Source organism: Streptomyces sp. ID05-26A, from assembly GCF_033794685.1.
GTDB lineage: Bacteria > Actinomycetota > Actinomycetes > Mycobacteriales > Pseudonocardiaceae > Lentzea.
On record NZ_JARAYZ010000005.1, the window covers coordinates 145,747 to 163,277 of the forward strand.

General features: G+C 68.9%; 14 protein-coding genes. 11 read left to right on the forward strand and 3 right to left on the reverse strand.

Annotated elements, in window-relative coordinates:
- Positions 1-108: 108 nt before the first annotated feature.
- The 9 genes from PV646_RS35310 (at position 109) to PV646_RS35350 (ending at position 11,601) form a co-directional block, all read left to right on the forward strand.
- Positions 109-1,563, forward strand: coding sequence for an OFA family MFS transporter (locus PV646_RS35310; RefSeq protein WP_500346649.1), 1,455 nt, complete (start codon positions 109-111; stop codon positions 1,561-1,563).
- Positions 1,560-1,670: an MFS transporter small subunit gene (locus PV646_RS35315; RefSeq protein WP_433203837.1), complete on the forward strand. Its 111-nt coding sequence runs from the start codon at positions 1,560-1,562 to the stop codon at positions 1,668-1,670. Before PV646_RS35310 ends, PV646_RS35315 begins: the two co-directional genes overlap by 4 nt.
- Positions 1,670-3,760, forward strand: a complete 2,091-nt coding sequence (locus PV646_RS35320) for a sensor histidine kinase (protein WP_500346650.1) — start codon at positions 1,670-1,672, stop codon at positions 3,758-3,760. The genes PV646_RS35315 and PV646_RS35320 overlap by 1 nt, the downstream gene beginning before the upstream one ends.
- Positions 3,757-4,155 (forward strand): roadblock/LC7 domain-containing protein, encoded by a 399-nt coding sequence (locus PV646_RS35325; protein ID WP_500346651.1) that lies wholly within the window; start codon positions 3,757-3,759, stop codon positions 4,153-4,155. Before PV646_RS35320 ends, PV646_RS35325 begins: the two co-directional genes overlap by 4 nt.
- Entirely contained in the window at positions 4,152-4,676 is a 525-nt protein-coding gene (locus PV646_RS35330; protein ID WP_500346652.1) for a DUF742 domain-containing protein, read from the forward strand. The genes PV646_RS35325 and PV646_RS35330 overlap by 4 nt, the downstream gene beginning before the upstream one ends.
- 56 nt (positions 4,677-4,732) lie before the next feature.
- A complete protein-coding gene (locus PV646_RS35335) occupies positions 4,733-5,320 on the forward strand; it encodes a nitroreductase family protein (protein WP_500346653.1) in 588 nt (195 codons plus the stop codon).
- Positions 5,311-8,226 carry an AfsR/SARP family transcriptional regulator gene (locus PV646_RS35340; protein ID WP_500346654.1) on the forward strand — a complete coding sequence of 972 codons (2,916 nt, stop codon included), beginning with the start codon at positions 5,311-5,313 and terminating at the stop codon, positions 8,224-8,226. The genes PV646_RS35335 and PV646_RS35340 overlap by 10 nt, the downstream gene beginning before the upstream one ends.
- A gap of 546 nt (positions 8,227-8,772) precedes the next feature.
- On the forward strand, positions 8,773-9,321 hold the full coding sequence (locus PV646_RS35345) for a Uma2 family endonuclease (protein ID WP_500346655.1): 549 nt from the start codon (positions 8,773-8,775) through the stop codon (positions 9,319-9,321).
- Positions 9,322-9,465: 144 nt separating this feature from the next.
- On the forward strand, positions 9,466-11,601 hold the full coding sequence (locus PV646_RS35350; RefSeq protein WP_500346656.1) for a terpene synthase family protein: 2,136 nt from the start codon (positions 9,466-9,468) through the stop codon (positions 11,599-11,601).
- Here PV646_RS35350 and PV646_RS35355 read toward each other — a convergent pair.
- Together PV646_RS35355 and PV646_RS35360 are read right to left on the reverse strand one after the other, a co-directional pair.
- Complete coding sequence (locus tag PV646_RS35355; protein ID WP_500346657.1) at positions 11,585-12,607, reverse strand: alpha/beta hydrolase; 1,023 nt, start codon at positions 12,605-12,607, stop codon at positions 11,585-11,587. The genes PV646_RS35350 and PV646_RS35355 overlap by 17 nt on opposite strands.
- Positions 12,604-13,935 carry a cytochrome P450 gene (locus PV646_RS35360; RefSeq protein ID WP_500346658.1) on the reverse strand — a complete coding sequence of 444 codons (1,332 nt, stop codon included), beginning with the start codon at positions 13,933-13,935 and terminating at the stop codon, positions 12,604-12,606. The genes PV646_RS35355 and PV646_RS35360 overlap by 4 nt, the downstream gene beginning before the upstream one ends.
- A gap of 122 nt (positions 13,936-14,057) precedes the next feature.
- Between PV646_RS35360 and PV646_RS35365 the strand changes: the two genes are divergently transcribed.
- Positions 14,058-14,876, forward strand: coding sequence for an SAM-dependent methyltransferase (locus PV646_RS35365; RefSeq protein WP_500346659.1), 819 nt, complete (start codon positions 14,058-14,060; stop codon positions 14,874-14,876).
- A gap of 73 nt (positions 14,877-14,949) precedes the next feature.
- A complete protein-coding gene (locus tag PV646_RS35370; RefSeq protein ID WP_500346660.1) occupies positions 14,950-16,038 on the forward strand; it encodes an FAD-dependent monooxygenase in 1,089 nt (362 codons plus the stop codon).
- Here PV646_RS35370 and PV646_RS35375 read toward each other — a convergent pair.
- Positions 16,019-17,530 (reverse strand): hypothetical protein, encoded by a 1,512-nt coding sequence (locus tag PV646_RS35375; RefSeq protein WP_500346661.1) that lies wholly within the window; start codon positions 17,528-17,530, stop codon positions 16,019-16,021. The genes PV646_RS35370 and PV646_RS35375 overlap by 20 nt on opposite strands.
- Between the last annotated feature and the right edge of the window lies 1 nt (position 17,531).

Consider the following 17,531-nt stretch of genomic DNA (forward strand, 5'->3'; position numbering starts at 1 on the left):
AGTTGCGTCGTGTGCAACACCTGAAGCCTTCGTCAAGACCGTTGTCGCACGTGTGCACCTGGCCTAGGATCGATCGGTCCGCATTAAGTGGTGACGGTTGGGGATAAAGTGGGGTTCTTAGCGCGCGAACGTCAGGTCGCGCCTCCCGGATGGAACCGCTGGCTCGTTCCGCCCGCAGCTCTGGCGATTCATCTCTCCATTGGTCAGGCATACGCCTGGAGCGTCTTCAAGACGCCGCTGGAGAAATCCCTGGGCATCACGGGAACGCAGTCCGCACTGCCGTTCCAGCTCGGCATCGTGATGCTCGGGTTGTCGGCGGCGGTGCTCGGCACGACCGTTGAACGCAGGGGCCCGCGCTGGGCCATGCTGATGTCCACGATCGCCTTCTGCTCCGGTCTGCTGATCTCGGCCGCGGGCGTGTGGGCCGGTCAGTACTGGGTCGTCGTGCTCGGTTACGGCCTGGTCGGCGGCATCGGTCTCGGCATCGGCTACATCTCGCCGGTCTCGACCCTGATCAAGTGGTTCCCCGACCGTCCCGGCATGGCGACCGGCATCGCGATCATGGGTTTCGGCGGCGGTGCGCTGATCGCGTCACCGTGGTCGACGTCGATGCTGTCCGCGTTCGGCACCACCACGTCGGGCATCGGCCAGGCCTTCCTCGTGCACGGCATCGTGTACGCGGTCTTCATGAGCCTCGGCGTGCTGCTGATCCGCCTGCCCTCCCCGGAGTTCACGGCGGAGAAGGAAGCGCTGCTCAAGGCCAAGCCCAACAAGGTCACGGTCTCCCACAACGTCTCGGCGAACAACGCGATCAAGACGCCGCAGTTCTGGCTGCTGTGGGTCGTGCTGTGCTTCAACGTCACCGCGGGCATCGGCATCCTGGAGAAGGCCGCGCCGATGCTGGTCGACTTCTTCAAGGAGTCCTCGACGCCCGTCGCCGCGACCGCCGCCACCGGTTTCGTCGCACTGCTCTCCGCCGCGAACATGGCCGGCCGGTTCGTCTGGTCGTCCACTTCGGACATCGTGGGCCGCAAGAACATCTATCGCCTCTACCTCGGCGTCGGCGCGCTGCTCTACCTGGTGCTGCTGACCGTCGGCTCGACCAGCACCCCGCTGTTCGTGATCGCGGCGATGGTGATCCTGTCGTTCTACGGCGCGGGCTTCGCGACCGTGCCGGCGTACCTGCGCGACCTGTTCGGCACCTACCAGGTCGGCGCGATCCACGGCCGCCTGCTGACCGCGTGGTCGGTGGCGGGCGTGCTCGGGCCGCTGATCGTCAACGCCATCGCGGACGCGGGCAAGAAGGCGGGCCACGTCGGACCCGACTTGTACGCCACGTCGTTCTACATCATGATCGCGCTGCTGGTCGTCGGTTTCGTCGCGAACGAGTTGATCCGCCCGGTCGACCCGAAGTTCCACGAGCCCAAGGCCGCGGACGAGACGGACAGGCCCTCGCCGAAGGGCGACGACGAGGCCACGGTCGCCAAGTGGAACGAGGCCGAGGCGGCGGACGTCGCAGAGTCGGCTGACAAGGAAGACGTGGAAGGCGTGGTGAAGAAGTGAGCTCCCAGCAACGTTTGTTGCTCATCGGTGCCTGGCTGTGGGTGGGTCTGCCGCTCGCCTACGGCCTGTACCGGCTCTTCCTGAACGCGGCCAAGCTCTTCGTCTGATGTTCAAGTCGCTCACCAACTGGCGCAACTGGCGCCTGCCGGTCAAGCTCACCGCGGTGCTGATCGTTCCGGTCACCATCGCGGTGGGCGCCGGCGTCGTGCTCATCAACTCCCAGATCGAGCGCGCCGAGTCCTACGCGGCACTGCAACGGCTCGTGAAGGTCCGCGCGGCTCTCATCCCCGTGATCGAGGGCGTGCAGGCGGAACGGCGGATCGTCGCCGAGGGCGTCGGCCCGGAGCTCCTCTCCGAGCAGAGCAAGCGCACCGACGACGCCCGCGCGGTGCTGCGCGACCAGATCGGCAGGACCTCTGTCAGCGAGGTCGTGACCGCCCGTCTCAGCGACGTCCAGAACCGCATCGGCGACCTGACGGTGTTGCGCGACCGCAGCAGCAACGACATCCCCGCGGTGATCAAGATCTACAGCGAGCTCACCGACTCGCTGCTCGACGTCGACGAGGTGATGGCCAGCGAGTTCGGCGACGCCGCCCTGCTGCGCACCGCGATGGGCCTGCACCACGTGGTGCACGTCCGCGACCAGGTGCTCTACCAGCAGGCCGTCGTGCTGTCGGGGCTCACCCGCGGCCAGCTCACCAACGCCGAGGTCCGCGCGCTGGTTGAGTCGAACGTCAAGCTCGGCTACATCGCGGACGAGTTCGCGGCCCTCGCGACGCCTGACCAGATGAAGGTCTACGGCAAGAACTTCAGCGGCCCGGACACCGAGGCCCAGCGCACGATGCTGGCCGCCGCCGTGCTGCACCCGACCTCGGACGCGCCCAGCACGGGCACCAACGCGAACAGGCCCAAGCAGCCGTTGCCGATCGCGGCGGCGGACTGGAGCAGGGCGACGAACGCCGTCGTCGCTTCGATGGGCACCGTGGTGACGGGTCTGCAGGACGACCTGCGCGCCACCGCCGACCGTCTGCGCGACGAGAGCAGTGATGCCGCCGGCACCGCGTCCGCGATCCTGTTCGCCAGCCTCATCCTGGCCGCCACCATCGGTTTCGTCGTCGGCCGCTACCTGCTGCGTTCGCTCAACGCGCTGCGCCGCTCCGCGCTGGACGTGGCCTGGGACACACTCCCCGAGATGGTCGCGACGGGCCGCGGCAGCACGGAGATCGAACCTGTACCGGTGCACACGACCGAGGAGTTCGGCCAGGTGGCGCGCGCGTTCGACGCGGTGCACCAGCAGGCCGTGAAGTCCGTCATCGAGCAGGCGGGCATGCGCGCCAACATGCGCAACATCTTCGTGAACCTCTCACGGCGCAGCCAGAGCCTCGTCGAACGCCAGCTCAAGCTGATGGAGGAGCTGGAGAAGTACGAGGAGGACCCGGACCAGCTCGCGAACCTCTTCAAGCTCGACCACCTCGCCACCCGCATGCGCCGCAACAACGAGAACCTGATGGTGCTCTCCGGCGGCGACGTGGCCCGCCGGTTCCACAAGCCGATCCCGCTCACCGACGTGCTGCGCGCGGCGGCCGCGGAGATCGAGCAGTACCAGCGCGTGATGGTGCACACGGCGCCGAACGCCGAGGTCGTCGGTTACGTGGCAAGCGACCTGGTCCGGTTGCTGGCCGAACTCCTCGACAACGCAACGGCTTTCTCGCCGCCGCACACGCAGGTCGCGATCAGCGCGTCGATCGAGGCGGGCGGCATCGTGCAGATCGACGTCGTCGACCAGGGCATCGGCATCGACCCCGAGGCACTCGACGGCGTGAACCGCCGCCTTGAGGCAGCGGGGGAGGGCGTGGACGTCCAGGTCTTCCGCGAAATGGGACTTTTCGTCGTGGGAAGGCTCGCCGCACGCCACCAGATCGTGGTACGTCTGGATGCAAAACAGGGGCAAGGGACTCGCGCGATCGTGTTGGTTCCGGCCGAACTGGCACCACGACGGGAAGAGTCCTGGGAGTCTTTCCGAGGGGAGGCGATCGAACGGCAGCAAGCTTCGTGGTTCCAGCAGACGAAATCGGCCGCCGCACCGCCACCTCCCCCCGCAACCGCACGCCAGACACCGGAGTCGGCCCGAGGATTCCTCGACGCCTTCCAGCGCGGTGTGCAGCGCGGCCTTCCCGACCACCAGGAGAGTCGATGAGCACGCAGGTGGACCAGTTCGGCTGGCTGGTCACCAACTTCGCCGAACGCACGCCCGGCATCGAGCACGCCGTGGTGATCTCCGCGGACGGCCTGGTGTTGATCTCGTCCTCGAAGCTGCCCCACCACGTCGCACCGCAGTTCGCGGCGATCGTGGCCGGTGTGGTGTCGCTCGCCGAGTCGGCGTCGTACGTCTTCGCGGGTGAGGCCGTCGTCCGCACCGTCGTGCAGATGGACCGGGGCGTGATGCTGCTGTCGTCGATCAGCGACGGCTCGGTCCTCGCGGTGCTGGCGTCGTCCTCGGCCGACGTCGCCCAGATCGCCTACGAGATGACGGTCGTCGTGCGGCAGGTGGGCCAGCTGCTCACGCCCGAACTGCGGGCAGAGCTCGCATGAAAGAGCCCGACGAACAGGTCAACTTCGGCGATCTGATCAGCGGTTTCAGCTTCGACAGCGAACGGATCCGCAAGCGCGGGAAGTCCAAGCAGAAGCGCGCGCCGGAGCCCCCGCCGACGCCGGACCCGTACGCCACGCTGCCGTTCGACCCGTTCCCGCCGCTGCCGTCGGTCGAGACCGGTGTCGAGTCGTCGTCGATCGTGCGGGCCTACGCGTGGACCGGCGGCCGCACCACGTCCGACGTGCACCTGGAGATCGAGACCCTGGTCTCGGTCAACGAGTTCTCGTCGACCGCCGTGCGGCCGGAACACCAGGACGTGCTGGCCCTGTGCATGCAGCCCCGCTCGGTGGCGGAGATCGCCGCCCTGCGCGGGTTGCCGCTGGGCGTCACGAAGGTGCTGCTCGGCGACATGGCCGGGCACGGGCTGATCGACGTGCACCGCACCGCGTCGTCCTACGGCGACGACAGGCCGGACGGGATGCTGCTCGAACGGGTGCTGGCGGGCCTTCGCCGCCTCTGAAGTGGGTCTCCCCGGACGCTGCTACGGTCGGGAGGACCTATCTGGGGAGGTACGGGGTGGAGTTCCAGGACGTCGTCCGCCGTCGGCGGATGGTGCGCAAGTTCACCGACGAGCCGGTCAGCGACGAGAGCATCCAGCGGATCATGCGCAACGCCGTGCGCGGTCCGTCGGCCGGGTTCTCGCAGGGCCAGGGCTTTCTCGTGCTGCAGGGCGAAGAGCTCAAGCGGCTCAACGAGATGTTCGAGTGGTGGAGCGGGGAAGAGGCCAAGACGGCGCCGGTCGTCGTCATCCCGTTCTCGTCCAAGAAGGTCTACCTCGACCGGTACGCCGAGCCCGACAAGGTCTGGGCCGGCCTCACCGAGGAACGCTGGCCCGTGCCGTACTGGGACATCGACACCGGCATGGCCGCGCTGCTGATCCTGCAGACGGCCGTGGACGAGGGTCTGGGCGCGGTGTTCTTCGGCACGGACAAGGAGACCTGGCCTGAGCTGCGCGCGGCGTTCGGCGTGCCGGACACGTACGTGCCGATCGGCATCATCGCGATCGGGCACTCGGCGGAGGAGGGCGTCTCCGAGGGCGCCTCGCCGCAGCGCCGCAAGCGCAAGGCGTTCGACGAGGTCGTGCACTGGGGTCAGTGGCAGTGAGGTCGTTCGGCCTTCTCGGGCCGTTGGACGTGGTGCTCGACGGGCGCCACGTCCACGTCCCACCCGGCAAGCGGCGGGTGGTGCTCGCCGCGTTGCTGTTGCGTCCCGGCCAGGTGGTCGGGGTCGACGAACTGGTCGAGCTGGCCGGGGGTTCGCGCAACGCCCTGCAGACCACGGTGGGCCGCCTGCGCGAGGTGTTGCCGGGTCTGGTGCTGACCAGACCGGGCGGGTACCTGCTGGACGTGCGGCCCGACGAGGTCGACGTCCACCGGTTCGGTCAGCTCGAACCGAGGGAGGCGCTGGCGCTCTGGCGCGGTCGCCCGTTCGCGGACATCGGCAGCGACGCGCTCGAACGCGACCACGTGCCCGCGTTGACCGAGAAGTACCTCACGACGCTGGAAGCCAGGATCGAGGCCGACCTGCGGGCCGGCGCGCACGAGCGACTGGTGCCCGAACTGCGTTCGCTCACCCGCCAGCACCCGACCAGGGAACGCCTGTGGGCGCAGCTGATCGTGGCGTTGCACCGCTGCGACCGGCAGACCGAGGCGTTGCAGGCGTACGACGACATCCGCGCCAGACTCGCCGGCGAACTGGGCCTCGACCCCGGAAAGGACCTGCAGAAGGCGCACCAGCAGGTGCTGACGGCCGACAACCGCCCGCGCGCCCGCAACGACCTGCCCGGCGACATCGCCGACTTCGCGGGCCGCACCTCGGACCTGGACGAGATCCTTGCCGCCGTGCCGTCCGGGTGCGTCGCGATCACCGCGATCGACGGCATGGCGGGCATCGGCAAGACCACGATCGCGGTCCGCGCCGCCCACCGCCTGGCTTCCCGGTTCCCCGACGCGCAACTGTTCGTGGACCTCCACTCCTACACCGCGGGCGTCGAACCACGCACGCCGTCGGACGCGCTGCTGGAACTCCTGACGGCGTTGGGCGTGCCCGCGCAGGACATCCCGGACGGCCTGGACGCCCGCGCCGCCCGGTGGCGCGCGGAAATGGCGCACCGCAAGGCACTCGTGGTGCTCGACAACGCGGGCAGCACCTCCCAGGTCCGCCCGCTGCTGCCCGGCACCGGCCTGGTGCTGGTCACCAGCAGGCGCCGGCTCGTGGACCTGGACGCGGCGCACACGATCTCGCTGGACGTGCTGTCCGAAGAGGACTCGTTGAGCCTGCTGGCGAGCATCGCCCGCAAGGACGACGAGGACTGCCGGGAGGTCGTGCGGCTCTGCGGCTACCTCCCGCTGGCCGTGCGGATCGTCGGCGCGCGCTGGCGCACCCGCCCGGCGTGGTCCGCGAAGGACCTCGTCCGCCGCCTCACCGAGCACCGGCTGACGGAACTGACCGCCGGTGAACGCAGTGTCGCGGGCGCGTTCGCCTTGTCCTACCAGCAACTCACGCCCGAGCAGCAACGTCTGTTCCGGCGCCTGGGCCTGCACACGGGGGAGGACTGGGACGCTCACCTCGCGGCCGCCGTGATCGGCACGACCCGCGCCGAGGCCGAACGTCTGCTCGACGAACTCCTGGACGCGCACCTGGTGCAGCAGAAGGAGAACGGCCGCTACCGCTTCCACGACCTGCTGGCGGACCACGCGAAGGCGTTGGTCGAGCCGGGGGAGCGGAGCGAGGCGATCGCCCGCATCCTCGACCACTACCTGCGCGGTGCGGAGGACTCCGCGCGGCGGATCGCCCCCGGCCGCCCGGAGCTCGACTCCGCGGTCACCCACGAGCTGGTCGATCCACCGGTGTTCCCCACCCCGTTCGAGGCGTTGGCGTGGCAGGAGGCTGAGCGGCTGAACCTCAGGGCAGCCGTCTACCTGGCGGCGTACGAGGGGTTCTTCCACCACGCGTGGCAGCTGCCGCACCAGTTCGCCCACTACCTGCTGTTGCGCGGTTCCGGCAGGGAACGGGTCGAGGTGCTGAACGTCGCCCTTGGAGCCGCCCGCCACCTCGGCGACCTGAAGGCTCGCGCGGAGGCGTTGCGGGGCCTGGGTTCGGCCTACATGGAGGACGACAACCCGAGGGCGGAGAAGGACCTGCGCGAGGCGCTGGGCCTCATGCGACAGATCGGCGACCTGCGCGGTGAGGCGTCCGTGATGGGCCTGCTCGGCATGATCGCACGCGGCCGGCACGACTTCGAAGGGTCGTTGGAGTACTTCGAACGCGGTGTCGTGCTGATGGGGCAGGCGAACGCGCCGACCGGGGTGGCGGCAGCGCTGCACAACATCGGCATCAACCACGCCCAGCTCGGGCAGACCGAGGAAGCCTTGGCCTACATGGGGGAGGCGGTCGCGTTGATGGACGAACACGGTGACGTCCGGTCCGCCGCGCTGACGCTGCACAACATCGCCCACGTGCACTTCGACGCGTTCTCCGACGAGGAGTGCCTGACCCACGCGGAGCGGTCCCTGGTCGCCTACCGCGAGTCGGCCGACCGGCGCGGCGAAGCGCTCGCCCTGGCCGATTACGCCTACTGGCGTTACGAAATGGGCCACCACACCACCGCACGCGAGCTGGCGCGGGAAGCGGCTCGGTTGTGCCGGGCGTACACGAACCTGCCGGACGACCACGCGGTGCTGGCCTCCATGGAGGACGTCCGAGACCACGTCGGCCAGGTGGCGCTGCTCGTCGCCCTGTCGCTCGACGCCCAGTTGGCGGGCAGGCCGGCCGAAGCGCTCGGTCACCTGCGGAGGTGCCTGCCGATCGTGGAGCGGCGCAGCTGGTGGAGCGAGGACCGCGTGCTCGGGCAGCTCTCGGCCGTGCACCTGGCGCTGGGCGACCGCGAAGCCGCCGTCCGGTACGCGGAGAAGGCGGTGGCCGCCGCCGAGGCCACGCCCCAGCCCAGGGCTGTGGCCTTCGCGCGGCAGACGCTTGCTAGAGCGAAAGCCCCAGCACCACAACCGTGATCACGGCCGCCGCCAGCACGGCGAAGGCCACCCACTGCCGCACCCTGTCCTCGGTCCTGCGCATCCCCTGCTCCCCTCGGTGGTGATGCCACCGAGGGTGGACGAGTCCGTCCCCACCCCGTCCCCACCGCGATCACACGGATTACCCGGAATCGAGCGGGAAGTGTTTTGATCATCGCAGTGTGAGGTACTCGTGAGGTATTGCTCCAACAGAGTGCTTGGCTCGCTCGTAAGATTCCGTTAGGGTCGCATTCGCGAGCAATTGGCAGGGCGTGGCGCGTTATCAAAAATCGCCCGAAAATTGATCAAAAATTAGCCACTTGTTCGATTGAAACCATCTCGCTGCTCCGTCCGGGTGGTGCCCTCCACGGCAGGACCAGTGATCGCTCACCCTGCGGGATGGTGGTGACGAAGACGTGTGCGTGCAGTGGTGCGGGGTCGGCCAAAAGGGGCTTGCGAGTCGTGAGAATCGGACCAGTCTTGTCTAATGGCATCGCCGGGATCCGTCCGGCGGACAGTGGCCTCGACACGGGGGTGGAACGCACCATGGGTGGTGTCCCGACGTTTCCCCACGGCAGACCGCTGACGTGGGCGGACCTGGAGGCGATGCCTGATGACGGGCACCGTTTCGAACTCGTCGACGGGGTGCTGGTCATGAGCCCCTCACCCCGCCCCGTGCACCAGCGCGTCGTCGCACGACTGCTGGTGGCGCTCACGGCTGTCTGTCCACCGGAGCTGGAGGTCCTCCCGGCGCCGGTCGACGTGGTGCTCGCCGACGACACGGTCTTCATCCCGGACCTGGTGGTCGGCCGGCGCGAGCAGTTCTCGAAGCAGGCGCTCATCGGGCCGCCGGTGCTGGCGGTCGAGGTCCTGTCGCCCCGGACGCGGCACGTGGACCTCGAACTCAAGCGCGCGAAGTTCCAGGAAGTCGGCTGCGAGAACTACTGGATGATCGACTACGACCGTCCGTGGCTGCGGTGCCTGCACCTCGAAAACGGTGTCTACGTCGAACAGGCCCGTTCCGACGGCGAGGAAATCATCGAGCTGCAATTCCCGTTCGCGGTGAAGCTGAGCGCCCAGTCACTGGTGCGCTGAGTATTTGCGGTCGAGATCCCGCTGGGCTGAACGGGCGACACCCGTCCACGCACGTGTGGATCAAGGTTTCACCATCTGGCGCCTCCGCGCGCCGGGCTGGTTGCGTTCATCGCGTCCAGCCCCACGCGCGGAGGTCCAACGCACATGCAGCCGTTCCAGCTGCCGGAGTTCTACACGCCCCACCCGGCTCGGCTGAACCCGAACCTCGAACGCGCCCGCGTCCACACGCGCGCCTGGGCGCACGAGATGGACATGGTCGACGTGCCGCAGCACGGCACCGTGATCTGGACCGCCGCCGACCTCGAGGCGCACGACTACGCGCTGCTCTGCGCGTACACCCACCCCGACTGCGACGGTGAGGCGCTCGACCTCATCACCGACTGGTACGTCTGGGTCTTCTACTTCGACGACCACTTCGTCGAGCTCTACAAGCGCAACCCGGACATCAAGGGCGCGCAGGCCTACCTCGACCGGCTGCCGCTGTTCATGCCCGTCAACGGCGCCATCACCGAGGAACCGGCGAACCCGGTGGAGAAGGGCCTCGCCGACCTCTGGCGCCGCACGGTCTCCACGCACTCACGGGACTGGCGCGAACGGTTCGTCGCGAACACCAAGCACCTGCTGGACGAGTCGATGTGGGAGCTGCACAACATCAGCTCGAACCGGCTGTCCAACCCGATCGAGTACGTCGAGATGCGCCGCAAGGTCGGTGGCGCGCCGTGGAGCGCGAACCTGGTCGAGCACGCCGTCGGCCTCGAAGTCCCGGCGAGCATCGCCCTCAGCAGGCCCATCGGGGTCCTGCGGGACACGTTCAGCGACGCCGTGCACCTGCGCAACGACCTGTTCTCCTACGAACGCGAGGTGCTCGACGAGGGTGAGCTCTCCAACGGCGTGCTGGTGTTCGAGAAGTTCCTCGACCTCCCGACCCAGCAGGCCGCGGAGGCCGTCAACGACCTGTTGACCTCGCGGCTGCACCAGTTCGAGCACACGGCGCTCACCGAGGTGCCGATCCTGCTGGACGAGCACGCCATCGACCCGATCGGGCGCGCGGCCGTCCTGGGCTACGTGAAGGGCCTGCAGGACTGGCAGGCGGGCGGCCACGAGTGGCACCTGCGGTCGTCGCGGTACATGAACAAGGACCCGAAGCCGCAGCTGGGCGTTCTCGGTTCGTACGCCAAGACGCTGCCGCAGCGGCTCAGGCAGTTCAGCAACACGCCGAAGGTCGTCGAGCCGTACGCGCTGCCGGAGTTCACCACGCCGTTCACGCTGACCCTGTCGCCCCATCTCGACCAGGCCAGGGACCAGGTCGTGAAGTGGGCCGTCGAGCACGGCATGACGGACGAGGGCATCTGGGACGAGCGGAAGATCCGCGGCTTCGACTTCCCGCTCTGCTCGGCCGGCATCGACCCGGACGCGACGGAGCAGGAGCTGTTCCTGTCCGGCTGCTGGCTCACCTGGGGCACCTACGCCGACGACGCCTACCCGCTCTGGTTCGGCCAGACCCGCAACCTCCTCGGGCTCAAGACCCAGACGGCCCGGCTCAAGGCCTGCATGCCCCTTGACCTGGTGCAGACCGTCATGCCGGCCAACGCCATGGAACTCTCGCTCGCGAACCTGTGGCAGCGGACCGCGGGACCCATGACCCCGGCGTTCCGCGCCACGTTCCGCGAGACCATCGACGCGATGCTCGACGCGTGGGTGTGGGAAGTGGTCAACATGCACTACAACCGCATCCCCGACCCGATCGACTACGTGGAAATGCGGCGCAGCACGTTCGGTTCCGAGCTGACGACGTCGCTGTCGCGGTTCTCGCATTCCGCGACGGTCCCGGCGGAGCTGTGGGGAACGCGGGTCGTGCAGACCATGGAACGGTCGGCCATGGATTACTGCACGATGCTGAACGACGTCTTCTCGTACTTGAAGGAGATTCAGCACGAGGGCGAAGTGCACAACATGGTGCGCGTGGTCGAGAACTTCCTGGGGGTCTCGCAATCCCGCGCCTTCGAGATCACCTACGCGTTGATGGACGCCCGGCTCGGCCAGTTCGTGAAGTCCGTCGAGACCGACATGCCGAAGATGTTCGACGACCTCGCACTGGACTCCCCGGCACGCGACGGCCTGACCCGGTACGCCGACGAGCTGAAGGACTGGATCGTCGGGATCATCCACTGGCACGAGGAGACGAGCCGCTACGACGAAGCCGGAGAGATCCCGGTGGTGTTCCACCAGGGCCCCTCCGGCCTCGGCACTTCGGCCTACCGGCTCACATCCCGAACCTAGAGCTCAGCCAGGCGCGGGTCGCGTCCCGGTAGTCCTCCGCGTTGCGGTGCAGACCGAGGGAGTGGCCCGCGCCCGGCAGCACGTACGTCTGCAACTGCGCTTCCGGCCGGTAGTAAGGGGCTTCCTGGGCGCGCAGGCTCGCGGCGTTCGAGCAGTCGCGCAACGCCAGCAGGCCGCAGAACAGCACGTCGTCGCTGCCGACCGCCTGGAACACCGGCACGTCGATGCCGTACGTCGTGGGCAGCACGATGCCGAACACGGCCACGGTTCCCATGCCGGGCACGGAAACCTGGTCCTTCGTGGCCTCGTCCGCGTTCACGACGACCTGCTCGGCGTCGTTCATCGCGTAGAACAGCCCGGCCCGCGCACCCGGCCGCGTCGTGAAGTACAGCGGGTCGCTGCCGAGCTTGGCGAGGACGTTGTCGAGGAACGCGGGCTGGAGTCCCAGTGCCGCACCAAGAGCGAGCACCGGGACGGCGGGCATGTGCGTCATTCCGGACAGGACCACGCCGTCGACGTCGTGGTACGTCGCGGCCTCCATCGCCACGATGCCCGAGCCCACGGAGTGCCCGACGATGACGACCTTGCGGTACGCCGTGCCGCCAACGCGTCCGGCACGCAGGTGCTGCACGACCTCGTGCATCGTCCGCGCTTCAAGGGAGATCAGCATCGGCAGGCTGAGCGGATGTGACGAGGCGCCGGTGCCGAGCCGGTCGACGGCGAAGGTCGCGCGGCCTTCGTGAGCCATGTTCCGCTGGTACGAATAGGACTCCGGCACTCCCGGCAGGTCCCAGTACGCGCGGTTGTACGTGCCGCCGTGCACCAGCAGCTGGATCGAGTCCGGGTTCGCGCCCGCCGGTGTGCAGAGCTGGCCGGAGATCGTCGCCGTGCCGCTGGGCCCGGACACCGGGAGCGTGGTGAGCGAGCAGTCGGCACCGGAGGCGTGCGCGGCAGGCGTCAGCGACGTCAAAACCAGCACAGCGGCGAGAACGGGGAGCAGTTTCACGCTGGAGGCTTTCTACTCACGGCGGTCATGGGCAGCCGGTTCGGCTGCATGGTCGCCTTCACCTGGGCATAGACGCGTTGTCCCGCAACGGGGACAAGGTCCCAGCGGGTCGCGATCGTCGCGGCGGCGATCGTGATCTCCGTGTGGGCGAGGAAGTGTCCTGGGCAGAACCGGGCGCCACCACCGAACGGGATGAACGCGCCCTTGGGCAGCGCGGCGGCTCTGGCGGGCTCCCAGCGGTCCGGGTCGAACCCGTCGGGGTCCGGGAACCAGCGCGGGTCGCGGTGCAGGGTGTGCTGCGAGACGGCGATCTCGGAACCCTTGCGCACCAGCACCCCGCCGATCTCGACGTCCTCGCGGGCCCGGCGCATCAGGATGATCGGCGGGGTGCGGCGGAGCACCTCGTTGATGATCCGGCCGGTGTACTCGAGCTTCGCCACGTCCGCGAACGTCGCCGGCCGCCCGCCCAGCACGGCGTCGACCTCGGCGTGGAATCGTTGCCGCACAGCGGGTCGAGTGCCGATCTCGTGGAAGAACCAGGCCAGCGCCACCGCCGTCGTCTCCGCGCCGGTGGTGAGGATCGTGACGACCTCGTCGTGGATCTGCTCGTCGGTCATGGCTTCACCGGTGTCCGCGTCCCGCGCGGCGAGCAGTGCCGACAGCAGGTCACCGTGGTCCGTGCCCTGCTTCCGCGCGCCGACCACGACCGCGGGGATCACCTCGCGCAGCCGGGCCGCGGCCGCGTCGAACTCGCGGTTCGCCTTGAGCGGCAGCCTTTCCACGAACGACGGGGAGAACGCGCGCACCAGCACGTGCCTGAGCATGATCGGGATGGACCGCCTGACCTCGGCCAGCACCTCCTGCCCGAGCTCGGCGGAGAACAACGTGCGCCCGGCGACCGTCAGCACGAAGTCCTGCATCAGCGCGTCGAACTCGAGCCGCTGCCCGTCGTGCCACGAGTCGCGCAGCTCGGTCGCGAGCGTCGTGATCACGTTCTCCGCGTAGGTCGAGACCCGCGCGCGGCTGAACGCGGGCAGCATCATCCGGCGCTGCCGCTGGTTGAACGCGCCGTTCGACGTCGCGAGCCCGTTGCCGAACAACGGCCGCATCTTGTCGAACACGATGCCCTTGTCGAACGCGTCCGACGCGAGCAGTTGCTGCGCCAGTTCGGGCGTCGTGACCAGGTACACCGGCAGGGGACCGAGGAAGACTCTGACCACGTCACCACTGGCGGGTAACGAGGACAGGAACTCGACCGGAGACCTGAGCAGGGTGACGGAATGCCCGATGAGGGGCCAGCGGCCCGGCACCGTCGTGACGCTCGGCATCACACCCACCTTCTCGTGACCCCGAACAACCTAGGGGCAGCGCGCCAGTGGGGGCGAGCAGATACACACGATCGGATGCTCATCTGCTCGTCCGTCCTGGTGCACGCGGATACGCTCGGTCGGTGAGCAGCGACCTCGGTTGGGTTCCTCCAGGTGTGGACACGACGGTGCCGTCACCGGCTCGGGTGTACGACTACTGGCTGGGCGGCGGCCACAACTTCGCCCCGGACCGCGCTCTGGCCGAGAAGATCCTGCAGATCATGCCCGGCGTCCGCGACGCGGCACGGCTGAACAGGTCGTTCCTGCGCCGGGCCGCGCTGCACATGGTCGAACGGGGTGTGCGGCAGTTCCTCGACATCGGCTCCGGCATCCCGACCGTCGGCAACCTGCACGAGATCGTCCGGGCGGAGGCGCCGGACTGCAAGGTCGTCTACGTGGACAGGGACCCGGTCGCGGTCGCGCACAGCGAGCTGATCCTCGCGGGTGACCGCGACACCGCCGTGGTGCAGGCCGACCTGCGCGACCTGGACGCGATCTTCAACGCCGGTCAGGTGCGCGAGCTCATCGACTTCGACCAGCCGGTCGGCCTGTTCATGTTGCTGGTGCTGCACTTCGTCCCGGACGAGTGGGACCCGGCGGCGATCGTCGGGCACTACCGCAACGCGCTCGCGCCCGGCAGCTTCCTCGCGTTGTCGCACGCGTCCGCCGACGCCAAGCCCGCCGGGATGGACCAGGCCGTGCAGACCTACAACGTGAAGAGCACGGCGAACCAGGCCTTCCCGCGCACGCACGACGAGGTGCTGGCGTTCTTCGGCGGGTTCGACCTGGTGGAGCCCGGTCTGGTCGGCTGCCCGTCGTGGCGGCCCGACGGCGAGGGCGACTTCGCGGCCAGCCCGGAGATCAACGAGGTCCCGTTCGCGGGGGTCGCTGTCAAGCCCTGACCGCCGACGGTCAGCGCACGGTCAGCGCCGGCCCGCACCTTGTGAGCAACACCGACTCACAGGGGGCACCACCATGAAGAACGTCCTGATCTCCGGCGCCAGCATCGCCGGGCCCGCTCTCGCGTACTGGCTGCGCCACCGCGGTTTCGAGGTCACGGTGGTGGAGCGGTGCCGCGGCATGCGGCCCGGCGGCCAGGCCATCGACGTGCGCGGTCCCGCGTTGGAGGTCGTCGAACGCATGGGCCTCGGCGACCGGCTCAGGTCGTTCAGCACCAACATGCGCGGCATGAACGTGGTCGACGCCGACGGCAACGAGCTGTTCCGTTCGACCACGCACACCCTGAGCGGAGGTGACCTCGCGAGTCCCGACGTCGAGCTGCTGCGCGACGACCTCGCCCGGATGCTGTTCGACGCGGTGGACGGTGTCGAGTACCTGTTCGACGACACGATCACCTCGATCGACGGCACCCGCGTCACGTTCGAGAAGGCGGCGCCGCGCGACTTCGACGTGATCGTCGGCGCGGACGGCCTGCACTCCACCGTCCGCCGGCTCGTGTTCGGACCGGAGGCGGAGTTCATCACCCACCTCGGCATGAACCTCGCCGTCTTCACCGCGCCGAACTTCCTCGGCCTCGACCACTGGCAGACGTTCCAGCAGGGCGAGGTCGTCGGCGGTGGCGTGATGAGCGCCCGTTCGAACGCGGAATGCCGTGTCTACATGGGTTTCTACGGCGAGGTGGACTTCGACCACCGCGACGTCGACGCCCAGCGTCGTTTGCTCGCCGAGAAGTTCGCGGACGCGGGCTGGGTGTGGCCGACCGCGGTGAAACACATGTGGGAGGCGCCCGACTTCCACTTCGACTCGATGAGCCAGATCAGGATGGACTCCTGGTCACACGGCAACGTCGTGCTGCTCGGTGACGCCGGGTACTGCGGTTCGCCGTTGTCCGGGCAGGGCACCAGCATGGCGCTGGTCGGCGCGTACGTGCTCGCCGGTGAGCTCGCGAAGGACCCGTCGGCCGCTTTCCAGCGCTACGAGGAGGTTCTGCGGCCGTACGTCGTCGCGAACCAGGAGATCGCGCTGAAGAACCAGGCCAACGGCGGCGCGCCCACCGAGGAGTTCGCCCAGGTCGTGAACAGCCTCAGCCTGCCGAACTACTGACCAGTTCCCGGATCGCCTCGGGGATCACGGTGCCGGTGAACCTCACCACCGCCGTGATCCCCTTGGCGTCGAGGTGCCGCAGGTCCGTGAAGCTGAGTCCCTCCACCGCCTTCCGGGTGTCGGCGTCCTCGGTCAGCTGCCCGTCGCGGGCGAACGACAGGCGCGTCACCCGGTTGGCGTTCCAGTGGTAGCTGGCGGCCTTTCCGTTGCGGGACAGCCGTTGCAGGACGGCAATCCGGCTGCCCTGGTAGTTGTTGAACTCGACGACGAGCACCCCGCCCTCGATCTCGACGGCGACCGAGTCCTCCTCGAACTCGTCCACCACGTCGGCGACACCGGCGTTCGTGACGACCGTGACCGTCGCCGCGGGCCCGAGGTCCTCCAGCCACTGGTACGGCCGTTCGGGACGGGAGATCGGCGGCGGGGCCGGTTCGCCGCGCAGCAGGTGCCCGACTCGGTCAGCCGCCTTGTGCACCACCGGATCCGTCGCCGGCGCGGGCCACAGCGTCAGGTCGTAGCGCTCCTCGCCCTCGTCCCGTCCGGTCGCGCAGACGCGGACCCGGAACCCACCCGGCCACGGAGCGGTGCTGCCGTGACCGAACTTCGCGGCCCCGGCCACCGCGACGTAGTCGATCTCGGCGACCTCGTCCCACTGCTCCAGGTCGGGCAGGTGCGGTTCGTCCAGCACGACCTGCACGGACACGGGAACCTTGCCGTCGGCGAGACCCGTGCGCACCGCGAACCCGGTGTCGATCGCGGCCACGAGACCCGTCGCCGTGAAGTCCGCCTCGGTCAGGCTCGGCTCTTCCACCACCACGAACTGGTGGCCGGACACCATCGCCTCCGTCATCCAGGACGTGGGCCGGTACTCGCGGCGCCGCTTCTCCTGCACGGCCCGTTCGTACGCGTGAGGCATGGGCACGTCCGGCAGGATCGCGGCGCAGGCGCCGATCGCGATGCCGACGGCCGCCGCGGGATTGGCCGCCACCGGAGTGCCGATCGCGTTCAGAACCGCCCTTGCCACCACCACGGCCACCGCCAGGTGCGTCGCGCCGCGTTTGACGGCGATGGCGTGCTCGTCACCCTCGACGTCGTTGATGTCCGGGAACAACGCGCGCACGTGCCCGAGGATCAGGCTGCTCGCTCCGGGGTGCGCGCCGTCGACCATGGTCATCGGCAGCGCCATCGCGCTCTGCTCGCCCATCGACACGAACCCGAAAGTGGCGTTCGCCGGTGGCGGCACCAGTCCGGAGACCAGTTCGGCCGGTGCGGTCAGGTCCAGCCGGGCCACGGCCAGTTCCAGCGCGCCGAGCAGCCGTTCCGCCGCCAGGGACGAGAACCCGCGCAACGCCTGCTGTGTCGCGGAGCCACGGGCGTGCCGCTCGTTCCCGCGCTGGGCGGTGTGCGTGCCCAGCGTGGCGGCCGGTTCGTCCGGGATCAACGCCTCGATCACCCGTGCCGCGTCGTCGACCTGCTTCGCGAAATCCCCCATC